Annotated in this window: 16 protein-coding genes; 4 read left to right on the forward strand and 12 right to left on the reverse strand. The window is 72.4% G+C overall.

Annotation, left to right across the window (positions count from 1 at the left end):
• Positions 1–24: 24 nt before the first annotated feature.
• Positions 25–888 (forward strand): DUF3097 domain-containing protein, encoded by an 864-nt coding sequence (locus FIV43_RS07320; RefSeq protein ID WP_196780998.1) that lies wholly within the window; start codon positions 25–27, stop codon positions 886–888.
• 23 nt (positions 889–911) lie between these two features.
• Here the strand turns inward: FIV43_RS07320 and FIV43_RS07325 are convergent, their stop codons facing one another.
• The 6 genes from FIV43_RS07325 to lepA all read right to left on the reverse strand — a co-directional run bounded on the left by FIV43_RS07325 (position 912) and on the right by lepA (position 8,241).
• Positions 912–1,334, reverse strand: a complete 423-nt coding sequence (locus FIV43_RS07325) for a TM2 domain-containing protein (protein ID WP_141013595.1) — start codon at positions 1,332–1,334, stop codon at positions 912–914.
• Between the two features lie 58 nt (positions 1,335–1,392).
• Positions 1,393–2,607, reverse strand: coding sequence for a radical SAM family heme chaperone HemW (gene hemW, locus FIV43_RS07330; RefSeq protein ID WP_141013596.1), 1,215 nt, complete (start codon positions 2,605–2,607; stop codon positions 1,393–1,395).
• A gap of 156 nt (positions 2,608–2,763) precedes the next feature.
• On the reverse strand, positions 2,764–4,593 hold the full coding sequence (locus FIV43_RS07335) for an AMP-dependent synthetase/ligase (RefSeq protein WP_141013597.1): 1,830 nt from the start codon (positions 4,591–4,593) through the stop codon (positions 2,764–2,766).
• Positions 4,594–4,652: 59 nt separating this feature from the next.
• On the reverse strand, positions 4,653–5,354 hold the full coding sequence (locus FIV43_RS07340) for an MOSC domain-containing protein (RefSeq protein ID WP_141013598.1): 702 nt from the start codon (positions 5,352–5,354) through the stop codon (positions 4,653–4,655).
• Between the two features lie 110 nt (positions 5,355–5,464).
• Complete coding sequence (locus tag FIV43_RS07345; RefSeq protein WP_141013599.1) at positions 5,465–6,355, reverse strand: aminoglycoside phosphotransferase family protein; 891 nt, start codon at positions 6,353–6,355, stop codon at positions 5,465–5,467.
• Positions 6,355–8,241, reverse strand: coding sequence for a translation elongation factor 4 (gene lepA, locus FIV43_RS07350; protein WP_141013600.1), 1,887 nt, complete (start codon positions 8,239–8,241; stop codon positions 6,355–6,357). Before lepA ends, FIV43_RS07345 begins: the two co-directional genes overlap by 1 nt.
• Before the next feature lie 83 nt (positions 8,242–8,324).
• On the opposite strand from lepA, the gene FIV43_RS07355 reads away from it, so the two are divergent.
• Together FIV43_RS07355 and rpsT are read left to right on the forward strand one after the other, a co-directional pair.
• Positions 8,325–9,254, forward strand: a complete 930-nt coding sequence (locus FIV43_RS07355; RefSeq protein ID WP_141013601.1) for a protein kinase family protein — start codon at positions 8,325–8,327, stop codon at positions 9,252–9,254.
• A 192-nt stretch (positions 9,255–9,446) separates the two neighbouring features.
• Positions 9,447–9,707 (forward strand): 30S ribosomal protein S20, encoded by a 261-nt coding sequence (gene rpsT, locus FIV43_RS07360; protein WP_141013602.1) that lies wholly within the window; start codon positions 9,447–9,449, stop codon positions 9,705–9,707.
• Between the two features lie 114 nt (positions 9,708–9,821).
• On the opposite strand, the gene holA is transcribed toward rpsT, so the two are convergent.
• The 5 genes from holA to leuS form a co-directional block, all read right to left on the reverse strand.
• Positions 9,822–10,769, reverse strand: coding sequence for a DNA polymerase III subunit delta (holA, locus tag FIV43_RS07365; RefSeq protein WP_141013603.1), 948 nt, complete (start codon positions 10,767–10,769; stop codon positions 9,822–9,824).
• 73 nt (positions 10,770–10,842) lie between these two features.
• Positions 10,843–13,203, reverse strand: coding sequence for a ComEC/Rec2 family competence protein (locus FIV43_RS07370; RefSeq protein ID WP_141013604.1), 2,361 nt, complete (start codon positions 13,201–13,203; stop codon positions 10,843–10,845).
• Positions 13,204–13,256: 53 nt separating this feature from the next.
• Positions 13,257–14,192, reverse strand: coding sequence for a ComEA family DNA-binding protein (locus tag FIV43_RS20895; protein ID WP_181407711.1), 936 nt, complete (start codon positions 14,190–14,192; stop codon positions 13,257–13,259).
• A 109-nt stretch (positions 14,193–14,301) separates the two neighbouring features.
• Entirely contained in the window at positions 14,302–15,150 is an 849-nt protein-coding gene (locus FIV43_RS07380; protein WP_231123812.1) for a DegV family protein, read from the reverse strand.
• An 18-nt stretch (positions 15,151–15,168) separates the two neighbouring features.
• Entirely contained in the window at positions 15,169–17,715 is a 2,547-nt protein-coding gene (leuS, locus tag FIV43_RS07385; protein WP_141015801.1) for a leucine--tRNA ligase, read from the reverse strand.
• A gap of 156 nt (positions 17,716–17,871) precedes the next feature.
• Here leuS and FIV43_RS07390 point away from each other — a divergent pair, with 156 nt between their 5' ends.
• The gene (locus tag FIV43_RS07390) at positions 17,872–18,642 is read left to right on the forward strand and encodes an SDR family NAD(P)-dependent oxidoreductase (protein ID WP_141013606.1); all 771 of its coding nucleotides are present in this window, start codon (positions 17,872–17,874) and stop codon (positions 18,640–18,642) included.
• A gap of 74 nt (positions 18,643–18,716) precedes the next feature.
• On the opposite strand, the gene FIV43_RS07395 is transcribed toward FIV43_RS07390, so the two are convergent.
• Entirely contained in the window at positions 18,717–20,846 is a 2,130-nt protein-coding gene (locus FIV43_RS07395) for a PhoX family protein (protein WP_141013607.1), read from the reverse strand.
• Positions 20,847–20,919 lie beyond the last annotated feature (73 nt).

Below are 20,919 nucleotides of genomic sequence, written 5' to 3' on the forward strand. Positions count from 1 at the left end.
AATGCGGCGCTGCGCGCTCGGTCGATGAGAGGTTCGTACGTCGTGGTGGATCGATACGGAACCGATGTCCTGGCCGGCGACTGGAAAGTGCCCAAGCGCGGCCGCGCGACCGAGGCGCCGGCCGACCACGGGCTCGTGGTCGAGGAGGTCACCACCGACTGGTGCGGCGAGATCGTCGGCGTCGACCGCGACCTGCACACGGTCACCCTGGAGGACCGGCGCGGCAAGCGCCGTACCTTCCCGCTCGGGCCCGGGTTCCTGCTGGAGGGCAGGCCGGTGGTCCTCACCGCACCCGTCCGGACCACGGCTCCGGCCAAGCCGACCCGCACCGCGAGCGGCTCCATCGCGGTGCACGACGCCAAGGCGCGGGTCGCACGGGCGAGTCGGATCTTCGTCGAGGGCCGCCACGATGCCGAGCTGGTCGAGAAGGTGTGGGGCGACGACCTGCGGATCGAGGGCGTGGTCGTGGAGTACCTCGGCGGTGTCGACGACCTGGCCGATCACCTGGTCTCGTTCAAGCCCGGTCCGCAGCGTCGGGTCGGCGTGCTCGTCGACCACCTGGTCCGGGGGTCGAAGGAGTCGCGGATCGCCGACGCCATCGCCCGTGGACCGCACGGCAAGGACGTGCTGATCGTCGGGCACCCCTTCGTCGACGTCTGGCAGGCGGTCAAGCCGCAGCGGCTCGGCCTGGAGGCGTGGCCGACGGTGCCGCGGTCGATCGAGTGGAAGAAGGGCATCTGCCAACAGCTCGGCTGGCCGCACCGCGACCAGGCCGACATCGCCCGAGCCTGGAAGCACATCCTGTCGAAGGTGGGCTCCTACGCCGACCTCGAGCCGGCGCTGCTCGGTCGGGTCGAGGAGCTGATCGACTTCGTCACCGTGCCCTGATCCGGCGTCCGGGGCGGATCAGCTCAGCGCATGACCCGGCCGGAGCCGTCGCGGGGATGGCTCGAGGCGAGGATGACGATGCCGTCGACGAAGGACCACAGCAGCATCGCCGGCACCACCAGGATGCCGATCACGACACAGATCAGCAGGTAGCCGACCAGCACCCCCAGCAGCTGGACCAGCCCGATCCCGACGTGCCCGGCGTAGAGGCGACCGACGCCGGCGATCCCGATCAGCGGCAGCAGCATCTGCAGCAGGCCGGCCGCCACCTTCGACTTGTCCGAGAGCGGGAGCCCGGTCGCCGGGTCGAGACCGTACTGCCACCCGGGCACCGGGTAGCCCACCGGCGGCGGGACGTGCGGGCCCCGCGCGGTCGGGTCGTAGGGCTCGTAGGGCTCGTAGTGCCGGTCCTCCCCGGGCTCGCCCCAGGGCGGTTGCTGCGTCATGCGCCCATCCTAGGGAGCACCCTCGACGGATCCGTCGCGGCCGAGCGGTCCCTCCCGCTCACCCGAGCAGCGCGCGCACCACGGCGTCGGCCAGCAGCCGGCCGCGCACCGTGAGGACGACCCGGTCACCGTGCTGCCCCGGATCGAGGATCAGCCCGTCGGCGACCAGGTCCGCCGCGGCGCTCGGCGCCGGCACCACGTCCATCGCGATCCCGTCGACGAGCCGGGTCTCCAGCAGCACCCGCTCCATCAGCCGCGTCTCGGCGTCGAGGACCTCGCGCCCGTGGGCCGGGGTGGTGCCGGCCGCGAGCCGTCGGGCGTAGGCGGCCGGATGCTTGACGTTCCACCAGCGCACACCGCCGACGTGGCTGTGCGCACCGGGTCCGATGCCCCACCAGTCGCCACCGGTCCAGTAGCCGATGTTGTGGCGGCAGCGCGCGGCCTCCTCACGTGCCCAGTTGGACACCTCGTACCAGCCGAGCCCGGCGGCCGCGAACCGCTCGTCGGCGGCCAGGTACTTGTCGGCCAGGTCGTCCTCGTCGGGCATCGGCAGCTCGCCGCGGCGCACCCGTCGCGCCAGCGCGGTGCCCTCCTCCACGATCAGGGAGTACGCCGAGACGTGGTCCGGCTCGCAGGCCAGCGCCGCGTCCACCGTGGTGAGCCAGTCCTCGGCGCTCTCCCCCGGCGTGCCGTAGATGAGGTCCAGGCTGACCTGGTCGAAGCCGGCGCTGCGGGCGGCCTGGACCACCCCGGGCACCCGCTCCGGGTCGTGGGTGCGATCCAGGACCGCCAGCACCTGCGGCACCGCGGACTGCATCCCGAACGAGACCCGGGTGAACCCGGCCTCGCGCAGCCGGACCAGGCGGTCGAGGTCGACCGAGTCGGGATTCGCCTCGGTGGTCACCTCCGCGTCCGGCGCGAGTCCGAACTCCTCGTCGATTGCGCGGAGGATCGACCCGAGGGCCTCCGGCGCGAGCAGGGTGGGCGTGCCGCCACCGACGAAGACGGTCTGCACGGGCGGCGTCCGGTCCCCCAGCACGGTGCGGGCGCGTCGTACCTCGGCGACGGCCTGGTCGGCGTAGGCGGCGCGGGTGACGCCGGCGCCGAGCTCCTCGGCCGTGTAGGTGTTGAAGTCGCAGTAGCCGCACCGCACGGTGCAGAACGGGACGTGGACGTAGAAGCCGAACGGCCGCCGGCCGAGCTCGGCAAGGGCGGCCGGGGGCAGCGCCCCGTCGTCGGGGACGGGTTCACCTTCGGGCAACGCGGACGGCACCGGTCGAGTCTCTCAGAGCGGGCTCGGTGCGGCTCATCCCGGCAGGTCGCGCGCGGGGCGCGCTCGGCCGCGTCCGCCACGATCCGGCGGTTCCGGACGCACCAGGGCCCGCCACCGGCTCGGCGGCGGGCCCTCGCGACGGGTCCTGGTCCGGGCTCAGCCCGTGTAGAACGAGTTCAGCAGCTCCTTGTTGTTGGTCTCCACCACGGCACGCTTGACCTTCATCGACGGGGTCAGCTCGCCGGACTCGATGCTGAGGTCGTGGTCGAGCAGCTCCCACTTCTTCACGGTCTCCCAGCGGTTGAGCTGGGCGTTGAGCTTGTCGACGTACTCGCCGATCATCGTGCGCACCTTCTCCGAGCGCACCAGGTCGGTGTAGGAGGAGCCGGACATGCCGTTCTCCTCGGCCCACCCGGCCAGGGCGTCGGGGTCGAGGGTGACCAACGCGGAGACGAAGTTCCGCTCGGCGCCGAAGACCATGAACTGGCTGGCGTAGGGGCACAGCGCCTTGAACTTCGCCTCGATCGCCGGCGGCGCGACGTACTTGCCGCCGGAGGTCTTGAAGAGCTCCTTGATCCGCCCGGTGATGGTCAGGAAGCCGTCGTCGTCCAGTTGTCCCTTGTCGCCGGTGCGCAGCCAGCCGTCCTCGGTGAACGCATCGGCGGAGGCGTCCTCGCGGTTGTGGTAGCCGGCCATCACGTGCGGCCCGCGCAGCTGGACCTCGCCGCCCTCGCCGATCCGGACCTCGGTGCCGGGGAACGGCAGGCCGACGCTGCCCATCTTGTACTGGTCGGGGTGGTTGACCGTGGCGCCGGCGGCGTTCTCGGTCATCCCGTAGCCCTCGAGGATCAGGATGCCGGCGGCGTGGAACCAGGATGCGATGTCGGCGTTGAGCGCGGCCGAGCCGGAGATGAAGAACTTCACCCGACCGCCGAAGCGCTCCCGGACCTTGGAGAAGACCAGCTTGTCGAAGAGGCCGTGCTGGAGCTTGAGCCCCAGCGGGATCGACTGCCCCGCGAGGTTGCGGCGGTCGACCTCCTGGCCGACGGCGAAGGCCCGGTTGAAGATCTTCTCCTTCAGCCCGCCCTCGGCCTGCTGCATCATCACGATCCGGGCGTGCGCCTTCTCGAAGATGCGAGGCGCGGCGCCCATGAACGTCGGCTTCACCACGCCGAGGTTCTCCACGATCTTGTCCACCCGGCCGTCGATCGCGGTCGCGAAGCCGCAGGCGAGCTGGGTGGAGAGGAGCACCTTGCCGAAGGAGTGGGCCATCGGCAGCCAGAGGAACTGCAGGTCGTCGGCGTGCAGGATGTCCTGCGCCTTGATCGCCTCGCCCTCGAAGACCCAGGCCCGGTGCAGCGTGCGGACGCCCTTGGGGCGGCCCGTGGTGCCCGAGGTGTAGATCAGGGTGGCGAGCTGGTCGGGCCGGATGCCCTTCGCCACGTCGTCGACCGCGCCCGGGTGCTCGGCGAGGTGGCCCTCGCCCAGCGCGGCCAGGTCGTCCAGGGAGATCACCCAGTCGCCGTCGGCGTCCGCGGCGTCGAAGGAGACCACCTTGCCCACGCTCGGCAGCTCGTCGCGGTGCGTGCGCAGCTTGGCCAGCTGGGAGCCGTCCTCGACGAAGACCACGCGACACTCGGAGTCGGAGAGGATGAAGGCGGTGTCGTCCCCGTTCGTCGACGGGTAGACCGTCGTGGTGGCGCCGCCCGCACACATGATCGCCAGGTCCGCGAGCACCCACTCGTAGCGGGTGTTCGACGCGATGCCGACGCGCTGCTCGGCCTCGATGCCCAGCGCGAGCAGACCGGCGGCGAGGCTGCGCACCCGGGCTCCTGCCTGGCGCCAGGTCACCGACTCCCAGGCGTCGTCGCCCACCGGGAAGCGGAAGGCCTCGGAGTCCGGGCTCACCTCCACCCGGTCGAGGAACTGCACCGCACAGTTGGCGGGCATGTGGTCGATGAAACTGCTGTCACGAATGATGGCCATGACGCTCCTGCGTGCGCTGTCCGGAACCGATGGGGGTCGCTACGTGTGAGTAACCTAGATCACCCTAGCGGGGCCTGTCGCGCGGTTGCGTCGAGATCGCCGGATCCCGCGCCGGTCCTGGCCAGATGCTGCTCCACCCGCTGTCGCGGGACGTCGGCGAGGTCGGCGATCACGGCCAGCTCGGGCAGCCGGGCGCGATCGGTGGTCAGCGCCACGAACATGTCCTCCACGCTCACCCCGTGGTCCGGTACGTCGACCACCACGATCTCCTCACCCGCCGTGAGCTCCCCCTCGCCGATCACCCGCAGATACGGTCCGGGGCGCCGGGCGCGGGTGAAGCGACGTGCCCACTGGGTGGTGTCGAACCCGTGGGCCCCCAGCCAGCCCGTGAAGGTGTTGCAGGGGGTGCGCACCGATGCCACCTCGAGCTCGGTGGTGCCGATCCGCCAGCGGGTGCCCACCACGGTGCGGTTCAGGTCGACCCCCACGGTGGTCAGGTTCTCGCCGAAGAAGCCGGCGGTCAGCGGGTCGCCGCCGAGCTGGTCGGCCCACCAGGCGAGGTCCTCCCGGGCGTAGGCGTAGACGGCCTGGTCACGCCCGCCGTGGTGCCGGCTGTTGCCGACCTGGTCCCCGACGAGTCCCAGGGCCCGCGCGTGCACCGGGCCGTCGACGGGCAGCTTGCCGATCGCGGTGCGGATCGTGCGATCGGCGAACGCGCGCTCGACCGGGGTTGCCACGTTGACCGACTCCAGGTGCGCCATGGCAGACATTGTGGCAACCGCCGCCACGACGCGGAGCGCCGTGCGCCGCTCGGGCCGTCAGGAGTCCGCACCCGAGCCCTGGCCGACGCCGGCCCTGGCCAGGCCGTGGCTCAGTCCTGGACCGCCTTGGCGATCGTCACGCAGGTGGTGACGTCCTCGGCGGGCGAGGCCTCGGCCTCGCCGATCCCCCGCATCGCGCTGACCACGACCCGGAGGATCACCCAGTCCCGGGCGCGGTCCTCGTCGAGCCCGGCGGCGTCGACCAGGGTGTGGAAGCGGCGGCGCAGGCCGCCACGGACGTCGCCGGCGAGCTCGTCCCAGCGGTTCCACAGCATCGGCGCGACCTCGTAGTGCGGGTCGCCGCTGAGTGGCTTGGGGTCGATCGCCAGCCACGGCGCGCGATCGCCGGCGAGCACGTTGGCGTAGTGCAGGTCGGTGTGGATCAGCCGACCGTCGGTGTCGTCGTCGACCGCCAGGTCCCGGCCGATCGACACGGCCTGCTGCACCAGCCGCCGCGGCACCGGAGCCTCGCGCGGCAGCGCCGCCAGGTCGGCGACCCACCGCTCGACGGACGACGACAACGTGTGCAGCTGCGCCGGCGCCCGGATGTGGAGCTGTGCGTAGAGGCCACCGACCACCTCGCACGCCTCGAGGTCCCACCGGTCCCCGAGGTCCTCGGCGTGCAGCCGCTCGAGCAGCAGGGCGAACCGGCGCGGATCGGCCCGCAGCAGACGCGCAGCGCCTCGTCCGTGCCAGTGGTGGAGGGCCAGGTGCTCGTGCTCGGCCTCCTCGTGCGGCCAGCCGACCTTCAGCACGGCCGGTCCGCCGGCGCGGATGCGGACCGGCACCACGACGGCGCACGACCCATGGGTCGGGGCACCGTCGAGGGTGAGCTCCCACTCCCGGAGAAGGTCGTCGAGCAGTCCCGGGAGGCGGTCCAGGAAGGCCACCCACTCCGGGCCGCGCGCGGCGTACCCGAGGAAGGGAGCCGGTAGGCGCACTACTTCTTGGCGGCCTTGTCGCCGGTGGGACCGGTGGTGGACAGCGCGGCCACGAAGGCCTCCTGGGGCACCTCGACGCGACCGACCATCTTCATCCGCTTCTTGCCCTCCTTCTGCTTCTCCAGCAGCTTGCGCTTGCGGCTGATGTCACCGCCGTAGCACTTGGCGAGCACGTCCTTGCGGATCGCGCGGATGGTCTCGCGGGCGATCACCCGCGCACCGATCGCGGCCTGGATCGGGACCTCGAACTGCTGCCGCGGGATCAGCTCCTTGAGCTTGCCGGCCATCATCACGCCGTAGGCGTAGGCGGCGTCGCGGTGCACGATCGCGCTGAACGCGTCGACCGGGTCGCCGTGCAGCAGGATGTCCACCTTGACCAGGTCGGCCGCCTGCTCGCCGGTGCGCTCGTAGTCGAGTGAGGCATAGCCCTTGGTGCGCGACTTCAGCTGGTCGAAGAAGTCGAAGACGATCTCACCCATCGGCAGCGTGTAGCGGAGCTCGACCCGGTCCGGGGACAGGTAGTCCATCCCGAGCAGGTTGCCGCGCTTCTCCTGGCACAGCTCCATGATCGTGCCGATGTAGTCGGACGGGCTCAGGATCGTGGCCCTGACGACCGGCTCGCGGACCTCGGCGATCTTGCCCTCGGGGAACTCGCTCGGGTTGGTCACCTCGTGCTCGGTGCCGTCCTCCATCTGCACCTCGTAGACCACGTTGGGCGCGGTGGAGATGAGGTCCAGGTTGAACTCGCGCTCCAGCCGGTCCCGGGTGATCTCCATGTGCAGCAGGCCGAGGAAGCCGCAGCGGAATCCGAAGCCGAGGGCACCGGAGGTCTCCGGCTCGTAGGCGAGGGCGGCGTCGTTGAGCTGCAGCTTCTCCAGCGACTCGCGCAGCACCGGGTAGTCGTCCCCGTCGATCGGGTACAGACCGGCGTAGACCATCGGGTTCGGGTGCTGGTAGCCGCCGAGCGGGTCGGTCGCACCGTGGTGCTGGGTGGTCACGGTGTCACCGACGCGGGACTGGCGCACGTCCTTCACACCGGTGATCAGGTAGCCGGTCTCCCCCACGCCGAGCTCGCGCGCCTTGACCTGCTCGGGGCTGATCACGCCGATCTCGAGCATCTCGTGGGTCGCATTGGTCGACATCATCTTGATCCGGTCGCGGTGGGTCAGGCTGCCGTCGACGACGCGGACGTAGGTGACCACCCCGCGGTAGGTGTCGTAGACCGAGTCGAAGATCAGCGCCCGGGCCGGCGCGTCGGCGTCACCGACCGGGGCCGGCGTCTGCTTGACGATCTCGTTGAGGACCGCTTCGACGCCCTCGCCGGTCTTCGCGCTGACCTTCAGCACGTCGGCGGGGTCGCAGCCGATGATGCCGGCCAGCTCCTCGGCGTACTTCTCCGGCTCCGCGCTGGGCAGGTCGATCTTGTTGAGCACCGGGATGATGTGCAGGTCCGCACCCATCGCCAGGTAGAGGTTGGCCAGGGTCTGCGCCTCGATGCCCTGGGCGGCGTCGACCAGCAGGATCGCGGCCTCGCACGCCTGCAGCGACCGGGACACCTCGTAGGTGAAGTCCACGTGGCCGGGCGTGTCGATCATGTTGAGCACGTAGGTGCCCGGCTCGGCGCCCTGCTCGTTGCCCTCCGCGACGCCCCACGGCATCCGGACGGCCTGGCTCTTGATGGTGATGCCGCGCTCGCGCTCGATGTCCATCCGGTCGAGGTACTGCGCGCGGGCGGCGCGGGCGTCGACCACCTCGGTCAGCTGGAGCATCCGGTCGGCGAGCGTCGACTTGCCGTGGTCGATGTGCGCGATGATGCAGAAGTTGCGGATGATCGCGGGGTCGGTGCGACCGGGCTGGGGCGCGGCGGAGAGCGGGACTGCGGGCATGGTGCCGCCATCCTTCCATCGACCCCACGCTGCCGCGAATCCCCCGTGCCCGCGCGGACGCCCGATCGGCCACACTGTGCCCGGTGAGCACCGCGATCCCCTCACCCGTGCCGCACGGGCGCACCGCCCGGCGCCTGGACTGGGTGCACCTGCCGTCCCCGATCCGGCGCACGATCGAGCAGCGCTGCGGGTCCCCGGTGGTCCGTGCCGACTCCCAGCGGGCCGGGTTCACCCCCGGTTTCGCCTCCGTGCTGACCTGCGCCGACGGCAGCCGACACTTCGTCAAGGCGGCGTCGACGAAGGCACAGCGCGGCTTCGCCGAGGCCTACCGGGTGGAGGCCCGCAAGCTGCGGATGCTGCCACCCGACGCGCCGGCTCCGCGACTGCGCTGGCTGCACGACGCCGACGACTGGGTGGTGCTCGGCATCGAGTACGTCGACGCGCGGGCGCCGTACCGACCGTGGGAGCCGGACGACCTGGCCGCGGCCTCGGCCGCCCTGGTCGACGCGGCCGCCGTGCTGACACCCGCGCCACCCGGGCTGGACAGCGCCGTGGAGGAGTTCGCCACCTGGCCGGCGTACTGGGACGCCTCCGACCACCCGCGGGCGGCCGACTGCGGCGCGCTGGCCGCGCGCTATGCCGCCGTGGTGGACGGTCAGACCCTGGTGCACACCGACGTCCGCGACGACAACCTGCTGCTGCGCCCGGACGGCTCGGTGGCGCTGTGCGACTGGAACTGGCCGGTGGCGGGGGCGGCCTGGCTGGACTCCCTGTTCCTGCTCATCGGCCCCCGCGGCGACGGCCTGGACGTGGAGGCGCACATCGCGGCGCACCCACTGCTCGCCGCGGTCGAGCCCGAGCATATCGACATCGTGATCGCGCTGATCCTCGGGCACTTCGAGACCTCCGCACGGCTGCCGGTGCCTCGCTACTCGCCCTTCGTGCGCGATGCCCAGGCCTGGCAGCGGGACGTCCTCCACGACTGGTTGGCCGAGCGGCGCGGGTGGGGCTGAGCCGCAGCGGAGCGCCGGGGAGGAGCGCCGGAAGACCGAGCACCCGGCCGATTTGGGGCCGCTCCCCCGCCGCTGTTAGCCTTGTCCGTCGCGTCATGGACGTGCCTTCTCGGTGCGCCCAGCGCCCATCCGGACCAGACCAGATCCCTCGATCCCACGCGGATCCCGAACTTCCAAGAGGCAGACAGAACCGTGGCGAACATCAAGAGCCAGATCAAGCGGAACAAGCAGAACGAGAAGCGCCACGAGCGCAACAAGGCCGTCAAGACCGGTCTGAAGTCGGCTGTCCGCAAGTTCCGCGAGGCCGCTGAGGCCGGCGACAAGGAGGCCGCGGTGACCGCTGGCCGCGACGCCACCCGCGCGCTGGACAAGGCCGTCTCCAAGGGCGTCATCCACAAGAACCAGGCCGCCAACCGCAAGTCGGCGATCATGAAGAAGGCCGCCTCTCTCTGAGTCTTCCTGGCTCCGGTCCGGAGTCACCCGTCGAGTCGGCAGGAACTCACCTCGGTGAGGACCTGCCGACTCGTGTTTTTCCTGCTCCCGGGTCGGGTGTCCGGGCGGGATCGGTCAGCGTCGGCCGCGCAGTGAGGCGACGGTCAGCACCAGCCGCTCCAGCGTGTAGGACGGATCGCTCGCCGCGCCCTTGAGGTCGGCGTCCGCGCGGGCGATCTCCTGCAGCGCGCGGCCGAGCCCGTCGGCGGTCCAGCCCGCGGCCTGCTTCCCCAGGTTGCGGGCCTTCCAGGACGGCATGCCCTGGTCGCGGTTGCCGCCGACGTGGTTGGCCAGCGTGCGGGTCTGCGCCGCCACCGCCGAGAGGATGTAGACCTCCGACGTCCCCGCCTCGAGCGCCCAGCGCAGCTCGCCCAGGGCGCGCTCGCGCTGCCCGGCCAGGATCGCATCCGCGATCTCGTAGTTCTTCACCTCGGCACGGCCGCCGAAGTACTGCCGGATCTTCGCCTCGTCCAGGCGCTGGTCCGGGAAGTCGCTGACGAGCTGGTCGACCGCGGCCGCCAGGGAGCGCAGGTCGTTGCCGACCGCCTCGGCGAGCACCTGTGCGGCCGGCTTGTCCAGCCGCACCCCGCGACGCTTCGCCTCGCCGACCGCGAAGTCGGCCATCTCCCACGGCTTCACCTCGCCGGACTTGTGCTCGGTGACGTTGGCCTGCTTGCGCAGCTTGGTCAGCACGCCGCTCCCCTTGGGACCGCCGCCGTGCACCAGGACCAGCGCGACGTCCTCGGCCGGCGCCGCGGCGTAGTCGAGGAGGCCGGCGACCGACTCGTCCGGGAGGTCCTCCAGCCCACGGACGACCACGCAGCGGACGGAGGAGAAGAGCGACGGTGCGGCGAGCTCGCCCAGCGTGGCCAGGGTGAGCTCGGAGGCCGCGGCCTCGGAGAACTCCGACTCCGGGTCGTGGGACCGCACCAGGTCCTTGACCTCGCCGACCACCCGGGCCCCGAGGAACTCCTCCTTGCCGGTGATCAGCACGACTCGGCCGAGGACGTCGTGGGCTCGCATGCGCTCAGCCTTCCACACCCCTCCGACGCGAACGGCGCGGGTGGAGCACCGTCCAAGAGCCGCCCACGCGTGCTCACCGCTCGGTGAGCACGTCGATCCCGTCAGCCCGCGGGACCACCGCGATCGAACCGCTCCGGTCGGTGCGCACCACCTGCGCACCGGCCTGCTCCAGGGCCTGCACGGTCTGGCTCGCGGGGTGCCCGTAGTCGTTGTCCGCGCCCACCGAGACCAGCGCCACCCGAGGCTCCAGCGAGGCCAGCCAGGCGTGGTCCTGGTGCCGACTCCCGTGGTGGGGCACCTTGAGCACGTCCACCCGCAGCCCGGGCACCGCCGCCGCCAGCGCCGTCTGGCCCGGCGGCTCCAGGTCGCCGGTGGCCAGGACCCGCAGGCCGGCCACCTCCACCAGCAGGACGACGCTGGCGTCGTTGGCCGAGGATCCGTCGCCGGCACCGGGCACGGCCTCGGCCAGCTCCGGCGCCAGCACCTGGACCCGCACCTCGCCGACCTCCCGGGCGCTGCCGAACGGGGCCAGTCGCAGCGGCACCGCCGCCTCCGCCGCCTCCTCCCGCACCTGCGCCACCCCCTCCGGCGGATCCAGCACCGCGGTCACCTCGACCACCCCCACCGCTCGGCCGCCGAGCACGCCGCCGAGACCGTCGATGTGGTCGGCGTGGAAGTGGGTCAGCACCACCAGCGGGACCCGTCGCACCCCGAGCCCGTCCAGGCACCTGTCGACCGGCCGCGGGTCCGGACCGGCGTCGATCACCACCGCCTCCTCCGGACGACCGGTGGCGACCACCAGCGCGTCACCCTGACCGACGTCGCAGGCGGCCAGCACCCAACCCGTCGGCGGCCAGGCGGACGCGCCCGGGAACCACCCGGGGAGCCGTGCGGGCACGCCGAGCACGACCAGGATCAGCACCAGCGCCACCGCGACGCCGAGACGGCGCCGGCGCAGCAGCCGGGGCAGCAGTGGGATCGCGGCGAGACAGAGCAGGGTGAGCACCAGGATCGACCACGGGTCGGTGCCCCACCCGAGGGCGGCCGCCGGGAGAGCGGCTCCGTGCTCGGCCACGGCGACGATCCAGGCCACGGACCACCCGGCGAGCGTGCCGAGAAACGCCCCGGCCGCGGGCCAGATCAGACCGACCAGTCCGGCGGCGAGGCCCAGCACCGTGGCCGGTCCGACCGCCGGCCCGGCCAGCAGGTTGGCCGCCACCGCGACCAGGCTGACCTCCCCGGAGATCGCGGCCACCACCGGCGTGCAGGCCAGCTGGGCGGCCAGCGGCACGGCCAGGGCGATCGCCACGGGGGCCGGCATCCACCGGGTCAGAGCGGCCTGCATCCCCGGTACCAACAGCACGATCCCGCCCGTGGCCAGCACCGAGAGGGCGAAACCGGCGGTCACCGCCAGGCCCGGCGCGACCAGCAGCAGCACCACGACCGCAGCGCCCAGCGCGCGCAGGCCGCGGCGCCGCCCGTCGGTGCCGAGCGCGAACAGACCGACCGTGCCCATCGCGGCCGCCCGCACCACGCTCGGCTCGGTCCTGGCGAGCAGCACGAATCCGACGATGCCGAACAGGCCCACCAGCCGCAGCCAGCGCCCTCGCACACCGGCGAGCCGCGCCGCCAGCAGGAGGAAGCCGACCAGCAGCGTGAGGTTCGTGCCGCTGACCGCGGTCAGGTGGGTCAGACCCGTGGTGCGGAACTGCTGCTCCACCTCCGGCGGAAGGTCGGCGTCGTCGCCGTCCACCAGCGCCGGCACCAGACCGCGCTGCGCCGCGGGCCGGTCGGCGACGGCAGCGCGGATCGCCGCGCGGACCGCCCCCGAGGCCCGCCACCAGGGGTCCGGTCCCTGGATCAGCGTCGGCACGTCGGCGCCGGTCAGCAGGGCCGCGGTGCCGGGGTCGTCCGGCACCGCCAGACGACCCTCCGCCCGGACCCGCGCCCCCAACGGAACCTCCAGCCAGGCCGGGTCGCCGAGAAGCACGACGGCGGCTCCGACCTGGTAGGCGCTGCCCCGAGCCTCGACCCCGGTGACGCGCAGACGGACCACGGCCTGATCGTCGAAGGGCCCGCGCACCAGGCGCGGGTCGCCGGCGACCGTCCCGGTCACCTCGACGCTGAGACGCTGCTCGGCCAGGGTGCGCACGGGGCCGTGCGCCACCGCCTCCTCGCGCAGCAGGGCGCCGCCGCCCACGGCGAGCGCGACCACGACCATCGCGGCGGTCCAGCCCAGCGCCGACCTTCCCGGCGCGGAACGTCCGCCGGCCGGTCGCCGGGGACCTTCACCGGATCGTCCACGGGCGTGCCCGGGTCGCCGCGAGACGAGCCCGAGGGCCAGCACGCCGATCGCGGTCGCCGCCAGCGCCCAGACTCCCGCCAGCTGGGCCGCGAGCGCTCCGCCCCAGGCCGACGCCCCGAGCAGGGCCATCCGTGGGTCGTGCGCCGGGGAGGCCGTCGCGGGCGGCGGCGTCGCCGCGGTGGTCACACCGACACGTGGGGTCGGATCGTCTCCAGGGTCTTCTCTCCGATGCCGTCGACGTCGATCAGCTCGTCGACGCTGGTGAACCCGCCCCGCTCCTCGCGCCAGGCGACGATCGCGGCAGCGGTCACCGGGCCGACCTCGGGCAGCGTCTCGAGCTGTTCGGCGGTCGCGGTGTTCAGGTTGACCAGCGGGGTCGCGGTCGACCCGCCCCCGGAGGGAGCCGGCGCCGCCACCCCGGCCGGGAGTCCGACCAGGATCTGCTCGCCGTCGGTGAGCGGCCGGGCCAGGTTGATCGAGCTCAGGTCCACCCCGGCGCGGGCGCCGCCGGCGGCCTCGAGGGCGTCGACCACGCGGGACCCCGCGTCGAGCACCTGGATGCCGGGGCGTCGTACCTTGCCGGCCACGTCGACGGTCACCTGCCCGGTGCCCTCGGGGCCGTCCGGCGTCGCCTCGGCGCCGACCAGGGTCTCGCCGGCCAGGGTCGGGGCGAGCGCCTCGGGCGCGTCGCTCAGCGCGCTGGGTGCGACCTGCTCGGCGCCGGCGTCCCTGCCGACCCACCAGGCGGTCGCGGCGAGACCGCCGGCGATGAGGAGTGCGACGACGGTCAGGTGGGCCGGTCCCCAGGTGAACCCGGTCATCGCCGGCGGGAGCGGGACCCGGCTGAGCAGCGGAACGCGCCGCCGGGCGGCGTGGCGGCCGGGGACGGGCAGCGGCGGGGGCGCTGCGGGTGCCGACGCCGGTGGCGTGCTCGGATCGGACGGCTGTCGTCGCGGCGCGACCCGGGTGTGGTCGGCCCACCACTGCTCCTCCGGCGGCTCTCCCGGGACCGTGGCGCCGTCCCGGTGCGAGGCGAGGTCGGCGGCCAGGGCGGCCAGCCGTCGGGCCGCGACGTCGGACCGTGGCGAGCGACCGGCGGGATCGGGTCGGGACGACATGCCAGCACGCTAGGGAGCCGGAGCCCCGGCGTCCGGCCGACTGTTCCGGGACTGTGGACAGCGTGGTGCCGCAGCTCCGCTGGGGAGACGGACCGGTCCGTCCCGGGGCTCAGGTGAGGACGGGGGCGATGCAGGTGGCGAGCATGCCGGGGCCGACGTGGGCGCCGAGCACCGCACCGATCTCGCGGCACCGGACGTCGCCGACCAGGCGCTCCCCCAGCTCCTCGGCGAGCGAGGCGGCGAACGCCTCGGCACGCTCGGTGGCCGCGAGATGGGCCACGAACACCTCCACCCGCTGCTCCCCGGCCGCCTCGACGGCCAGTGCCTGCAGTCGGGCGATCGCCTTCACCGAGGTGCGCACCCGGGCCACCGGGACGATGAGGCCGTCCTCGACGCCGAGCAGCGGCTTCACCGCGAGGGCACCGCCGAAGAGGGCGGCCGCGTTGCTCACCCGGCCGCCACGCCGCAGGTACTCCAGCGTGTCGACGTAAAGCAGGGTCCGGCAGGCAGCAGCGCGTGCGAGGGCCGCGTCGTAGGCGTCGTCGAGGCTGCCCCCGTCGGCGAGGACGGCGGCGGCCGCCTCGGTCGCGAACCCCGTCGCCGGACCGATCTGCCGACTGTCCAGGCAGCGCACCGGGACCGGTGCCTGCCGCGCCCCGGCCTGGGCGGACTCGAAGGTGCCCGAGACCTGGCTGGAGACGTGCACCGAGAGGATCGACCCGGCGCCCTCCTCGGCCAGCCGGGCGTAGAGCTCGGCGAAGTGGGCGGGTGCCGCACGGGACGTGCTGACCGGGCGCTTGTGCCGCAGCGCCTCGGCGATCCGCTCCGGAGTGACCTCCGGGGCACCCTCCTGGTAGGACTCGTCGCCGACGACGACCTGCAGCGGCACCACGGTGACGCCGAGACCGGCGGCGCGCTCGAGGCCGAGCTCGGCCGTCGAGTCGGTCACCAGTGCCACGGACACAGGGGTATCCGATCAGCCCACGACCACGTTGACCAGCTTCGGCGCGCGCACGATCACCTTGCGCACCGCCCGGCCGTCGATAGCCCGGACCACGGTGTCGTCGGCGAGCGCTGCCGCCTCCAGCTCCTCGGCGGTGATCTCGGGCGAGACCTCCAGCCGCGCCTTGACCTTGCCCTGGATCTGGACCACGGCGGTCACGGCGTCCTCGACCAGCAGGGCGGGGTCCACGACCGGCCAGGTGGCGTGCGCGACCGTCGGGGCGTGCCCGAGCCGCTCCCACATCTCCTCCGCGGTGTAGGGGGCGACCAGCGACAGCAGCATCGCGACCACCTCGGCCGCCTCACGTACCGCCGGGTCGGCCGGACCGCAGCCCGCGTCGATCGCCTTGCGGGTCGCGTTGACCAGCTCCATCATCCGGGCCACGACCACGTTGAAGCGGTAGGACTCGACCAGCTTCTCGGCGTCGGCGACGGTGCGCGCGGTGATCTTGCGCAGCGCCAGGTCGCCGGTGGTGACGTCGGCCCCCGGGGCCGAGGCGACGTCGCCGGAGAGTCGCCACGCCCGCTGCAGGAACTTCGCCGCGCCCGTCGGGGAGACGTCGGCCCAGTCGATGTTGTCCTCGGGCGGGCTGGCGAAGACCAGGGTCAACCGGACCGCGTCGACACCGAAGGCCTCCAGCTGCTCGCCCAGGTTGACGCCGTTGCCCAGCGACTTGCTCATCTTCCGGCCGCCGTTGATCACCTTGCCCTGGGAGAGGTACGCCGAGAACGGCTCGTCCCAGGTGATCAACCCGGCATCGCGCAGGGCCTTGGTGAAGAACCGCGCGTAGAGCAGGTGCAGCACCGCGTGCTCGTCGCCGCCGATGTAGAGGTCGACCGGCCCCCACGCCTCCGCCAGCGCGGGGCCGAACGCCTGGGTGTCGTCGTGCGGGGAGAGGTAGCGGAAGAAGTACCAGGAGGAGTCGACGAAGGTGTCCATGGTGTCGGTGTCCCGACGCGCGGCACCGCCGCACTCCGGACAGTCGACCTCGACCCACTCGGTCGCCGCCCCCAGGGGCGAGCTCCCCTTCGGCTTCAGGTCCGCACCGCGCAGCTCGGGCAGCTCGACCGGCAGCTGGTCGGTGGGCACCGGCACCTCACCGCACTTCTCGCAGTGGATGATCGGGATCGGCGCGCCCCAGTAGCGCTGCCGCGAGAGCAGCCAGTCGCGCAGCCGGAAGTTCACCGTGCCGCTGCCGGAGCCGAGCTGCTCCAGGTGGTCGATGGTGGCGCGCTTGGCCTCGTCCACCGACAAGCCGTTGAGGGTGAGCCCGCACGCGACGCCCTCGGCGGGCGAGTTGATCGTCGGGCCCTCACCGGCGTAGGCCTCCCCCTCGAAGTCCGCGGGCGGCTCGGTGGTCCGCACGATCGGCAGGTCGAACGCGGTCGCGAACTCCCAGTCGCGCTGGTCCCCGCCGGGGACCCCCATCACCGCCCCGGTGCCGTAGTCGGCCAGCACGTAGTCGGTGGCCCAGACCGGGATCCGGTCGCCGGTGACCGGGTTGACCGCGTGGACACCGAGGAAGACGCCGGTCTTCGCACGGTCCGTCGCCAGGCGGTCGATGTCGCTGGCCTTGCGGATCTCGTCGCGGTAGGACTCGAACTCGGCGCGCTGCTCGTCGGTCACCAGCGCGTCGGCCAGCTTGGCGTCGACGGCGACCACCATGAACGTCGTACCGAAGACGGTGTCGGGGCGGGTGGTGAAGACCGTGATCGGGTCGTGCTCGGTCGCCCCGCCCTCGATCTCGAAGGTCACGTGGGCGCCCTCGGAGCGCCCGATCCAGTTGCGCTGGGCGTTGACGACCTTGCCGATCCAGCTGTCCTGCAGCCCGTCCAGGCTGTCGTAGAGCTCCTGGGCGTAGACGGTGGTGCGGAAGTACCACTGGGTCAGCTCACGCTTGGTGACGTCGGCACCGCACCGCTCGCAGGTGCCGTCGGCCAGCACCTGCTCGTTGGCCAGCACCGTCTGGTCCTGCGGGCACCAGTTGACCGGGGAGTTCTTCCGGTAGGCCAGCCCCTGCTCGCGCAGCTTCAGGAACAGCCACTGCGTCCACTTGTAGTACTCCGGGTCGGAGGTGTGCAGCCGGCGGGACCAGTCGAAGCTGACGCCGTACCGCTTCATCGAGGAGTACTGGGTGTCGATGTTGGCGTAGGTGTAGGTGGCCGGGTGCTCGTCGTTGCGGATCGCGGCGTTCTCCGCGGGCAGCCCGAACGAGTCCCAGCCCATCGGGTTGAGCACCTCGTAGCCACGGAACCGCCAGTAGCGGGAGATCACGTCGTGCAGCGCGAAGACCTCGGCGTGGCCCATGTGCAGGTCGCCGCTCGGATAGGGGAACATCGTCAGCGCGTAGCGCTTCGGCCGCTCCCCGGCCAGCACCGCGGCGTCGTCGGCGCGGAAGGGGTCGAGCCCGTCCCAGACCGGCAGCCACTTGTCCTCGACCGAGCGGGCGTCGTACGACGCCGGGGCGGTCTCGTCGGACGCCCGGTCGGCGTCGGTGGGCTGATGGGTCTGCTCGCGCATGGTGCTCTCTCTCGTGCTCCAGGGGTGTGCGCCGGACATGGAAAAGCCCCTCACGCAGGAGGGGCGGCCGCGTCGAGGGGGCTCGACGCGGCTAGCTAAGGAGGGTCCGGGTGGTCACCTGGCCAGGATACCCCGTCCAGCCTCTACCCTCGCCCCATGACCGACTCCAACCAGTCCAACCTGTTCCGCCTGGACGGCAAGGTCGCCGTGGTGACCGGTGCGTCCTCCGGCCTCGGCGTCTCCTTCGCCCGAGCGCTGGCCGAGGCCGGGGCCGACGTCGCCCTCGGCGCGCGCCGGGTCGAGCGTCTCGCCGACACCGCCGCGCTGGTCACCGCCGCCGGCCGACGCGCGGTGAGCGTGGCGACCGACGTGGCCGACCCGGACTCGTGCAGCGCCCTGGTCGAGGCCGCGATGGAGGAGTTCGGCCGCGTCGACGTCCTGGTCAACAACGCGGGGATCGGCACCGCGGTCCCGGCGACCCGGGAGACCCCGGACCAGTTCCGTCAGGTGATCGACGTGAACCTCAACGGGTGCTACTGGATGGCGCAGGCCTGCGGCCGGGTGATGCAGCCGGGCTCCAGCATCGTCAACATCTCCTCCGTGCTCGGCATCACCACCGCCGGACTCCCCCAGGCCGCCTACGCCTCGAGCAAGGCCGGGCTGATCGGGATGACCCGCGACCTGGCGCAGCAGTGGACCGGGCGCAAGGGCATCCGGGTGAACGCGATCGCGCCCGGCTTCTTCGACTCCGAGATGACCGACGAGTACCCGCCGGGCTACCTGGAGCAGCAGCAGGGCCGGATCCCGATGGGCCGCAAGGGCGACCCCGCCGAGCTCGCGGCCACCGTGGTCTTCCTCGCCTCCGACGCCGCCGGCTACATCACCGGGCAGACGCTGCCGGTGGACGGCGGGATGACCATCACCTGAGCCCGAGCGGGCACGAACCAGCGCACGAACGCCGAGTCGGTAGACAACTTCTGCCGACTCGGCGTTCTGCTCGCTCAGCGCTGCCGGTAGGCCACGCAGACCGAGGGTCGCGGGAAGTCGTCGGAGTGCGGCCAGGTGCTCGCCGGCTCCTCGAACGTCGCGCCCGACACCTCGCCCGGGTGCTGCGGGGCGAAGAAGAGCGACCGGTCGCCGTCGTAGATCAACGGGCCGCAGCACTCCGCGCCGCGCGGCACGGAGAGGAACTGCTTGACCTCGCCGCGCCGGGGGCCGGAGACCGGCACCCGGAACAGCCCGTCGTTGGCCCCCAGCGCATTGCCGTCGGTGGAGATCCACAGGTTGCCGCGGGCGTCGAAGGTGAGGTTGTCGGGGCAGCTGATCCGGCTGACCGACTCCTTCGGGAACCCGGCGAAGTAGGTCTCCGGCGCGTCCGGGTCGCCGCAGATCAAGAACAGGTCCCAGCGGAACGTGGGGCGGGTGTGGTCGCCGCCGGTGGCGGTCATCTCGAGCACGTAGCCGTTGCGGTTGCCACTCGCGGTGGTCAGCTCGCTGGCGGGACCGGAGCGGACCTGGGACGAGGTGATCGGGTTCGCCTCGTCGGCCGGGAAGGCCGACCCGCGGTTGGAGTTGTTGGTCAGCGCCGCGTAGACCTTGCCGTTGACCGGGTTGACCTCGACGTCCTCGGGACGGTCCATCTTGGTCGGGCCGACCTTGTCGGCCGCGTGGCGGGTGAAGATCAGCACCTCGGCGACGGTCATCCCGGGCACGAAGGAACGGGTGTCGGTGCAGAGCCTGATCCACTCGCCGGTGCCGTCGCTGACACCGTCCTCGGTGCCGTCGCCGGTGAGCTTGGCGACGTAGAGGGTGCCCCGGTCGAGCAGCGCCATGTTGTGGCGCTGGGCCCGCTTCGACCCGCGCGGGTCGTACCGGTCGGCGGAGACGAACTTGTAGAGGTAGTCGCCCCGCTCGTCGTCGCCCATGTAGACCACCGCGCGGCCGCGGGAGAGGGTCATGTTGGCGCCCTCGTGCTTGAAGCGGCCGAGCATCGTGTGCTTGCGCGGCGCGGAGTCGGGGTCGTTCGGGTCGACCTGCACGATCCACCCGAACCGGTGCGGCTCGTTGGGCTCGCTGGTCATGTCGAACCGGTCGTCGACGGTGTACCACTGGCGCGGGTCGCTCGGGTTGGCGCCGATCCCGTAGCGGCTGTACGACGTCTCCAGGGCGGTGCCGTCCGCGAGCGTCGGCCCGGCCGGCATCTCGCCGGACACGTTGAAGTACTGGTTGAAGTTCTCCTCGCCGGAGAGGATCGTCCCCCACGGCGTGAGGCCGCCGGCGCAGTTGTTCAGCGTGCCCATCACCCGTCGGCCCGAGCCGTCCTTGCCGGTCCTGAGCAGCTCGTGCCCGGCGGCGGGTCCGGTGAGGCGGAACCCCGTGTCGACGTTGATCCGACGGTTCTTCCGGGCCTTGGACAGGTTGCGCTCGCGGTACCAGGAGCCGTCCACCTCACCACGCCTGATCTGCACCACGGAGAGACCGTGGGTGTAGAGCCCGAGCTCGGCGATCTCGGCCTGCGAGTAGCGCCCGGCCGGATACATCAGCCCCGGGTCGTCGTACTCGTGGTTGACCACCATCAGCGCGGTGTTGCGTCCGGTCGGCACCACGCCGACGTAGTCGTTGTTGTAGCCGAACTGCTTCTTGACCGCGTTCACGGTCAGGTTCGCCGGGTCGAAGGCCGGGGCGCCGGCGACGACCGGGTCTCCCCAGCGGATGATCACGTTGTGGTCGAAGCCGTCGGGCACGACCACCGCGTCGCGCTTGTTCGGCGGGACGGCACGGAAGTCCGCCGTGCCGAGCACGCCCTTGTCGAGCCGGTCCTTGCCGTTGCCCCTGCCCTTCTTGCCGGCCAGGTCGGTCGGGTCCGCCGCTGCCGAGCCGAGGCTGCCGGCGCCGATGACCAACGCACCGCCGCCCACGGCGGCGCCCCGGAGCACCGCACGACGACGCAGCGCCGAGCCGATCACGTCCCGGACGTGGGCGTTGTCGGTGGTGTTGGGCTCGGGGTGGTCGCAGGCGTTGCCGCAGCGGTAGAGGCAGGTCAGGTAGGAACGCGAGCCGTGCCGCTGCCCGTCACGCTCCACGGGCGTGATCGGCAGCAGACGGCGGGGCTCGGGGGGCGCAGAGGTCATGGCCGTCACCCCACCAGCGGCAGGTGAATCCACGCCCGCGACCAGGTGTCCGGCCGGTGAAGTGCGTCCGGGA

The sequence above is a fragment of the Nocardioides sambongensis genome, assembly GCF_006494815.1.
In the GTDB taxonomy this organism is placed as follows: Bacteria; Actinomycetota; Actinomycetes; order Propionibacteriales; family Nocardioidaceae; genus Nocardioides; species Nocardioides sambongensis.

Bases quoted from the DNA above. Each gene is read 5' to 3' on its own strand.
- lepA (WP_141013600.1), bottom strand. From the start codon at position 8,241: ATGCCCGCAGTCCCGCTCTCCGCCGCGCCCCAGCCCGGTCGCACCGAC.
- FIV43_RS07335 (WP_141013597.1), bottom strand. From the start codon at position 4,593: ATGGCCATCATTCGTGACAGCAGTTTCATCGACCACATGCCCGCCAAC.
- FIV43_RS07390 (WP_141013606.1), top strand. From the start codon at position 17,872: ATGACCGACTCCAACCAGTCCAACCTGTTCCGCCTGGACGGCAAGGTC.
- FIV43_RS07395 (WP_141013607.1), bottom strand. From the start codon at position 20,846: ATGACCTCTGCGCCCCCCGAGCCCCGCCGTCTGCTGCCGATCACGCCC.
- holA (WP_141013603.1), bottom strand. From the start codon at position 10,769: ATGCGAGCCCACGACGTCCTCGGCCGAGTCGTGCTGATCACCGGCAAG.
- FIV43_RS07370 (WP_141013604.1), bottom strand. From the start codon at position 13,203: ATGGCCCTGCTCGGGGCGTCGGCCTGGGGCGGAGCGCTCGCGGCCCAG.
- FIV43_RS07325 (WP_141013595.1), bottom strand. From the start codon at position 1,334: ATGACGCAGCAACCGCCCTGGGGCGAGCCCGGGGAGGACCGGCACTAC.
- FIV43_RS07340 (WP_141013598.1), bottom strand. From the start codon at position 5,354: ATGGCGCACCTGGAGTCGGTCAACGTGGCAACCCCGGTCGAGCGCGCG.
- FIV43_RS07320 (WP_196780998.1), top strand. From the start codon at position 25: ATGAGAGGTTCGTACGTCGTGGTGGATCGATACGGAACCGATGTCCTG.
- FIV43_RS20895 (WP_181407711.1), bottom strand. From the start codon at position 14,192: ATGTCGTCCCGACCCGATCCCGCCGGTCGCTCGCCACGGTCCGACGTC.
- leuS (WP_141015801.1), bottom strand. From the start codon at position 17,715: ATGCGCGAGCAGACCCATCAGCCCACCGACGCCGACCGGGCGTCCGAC.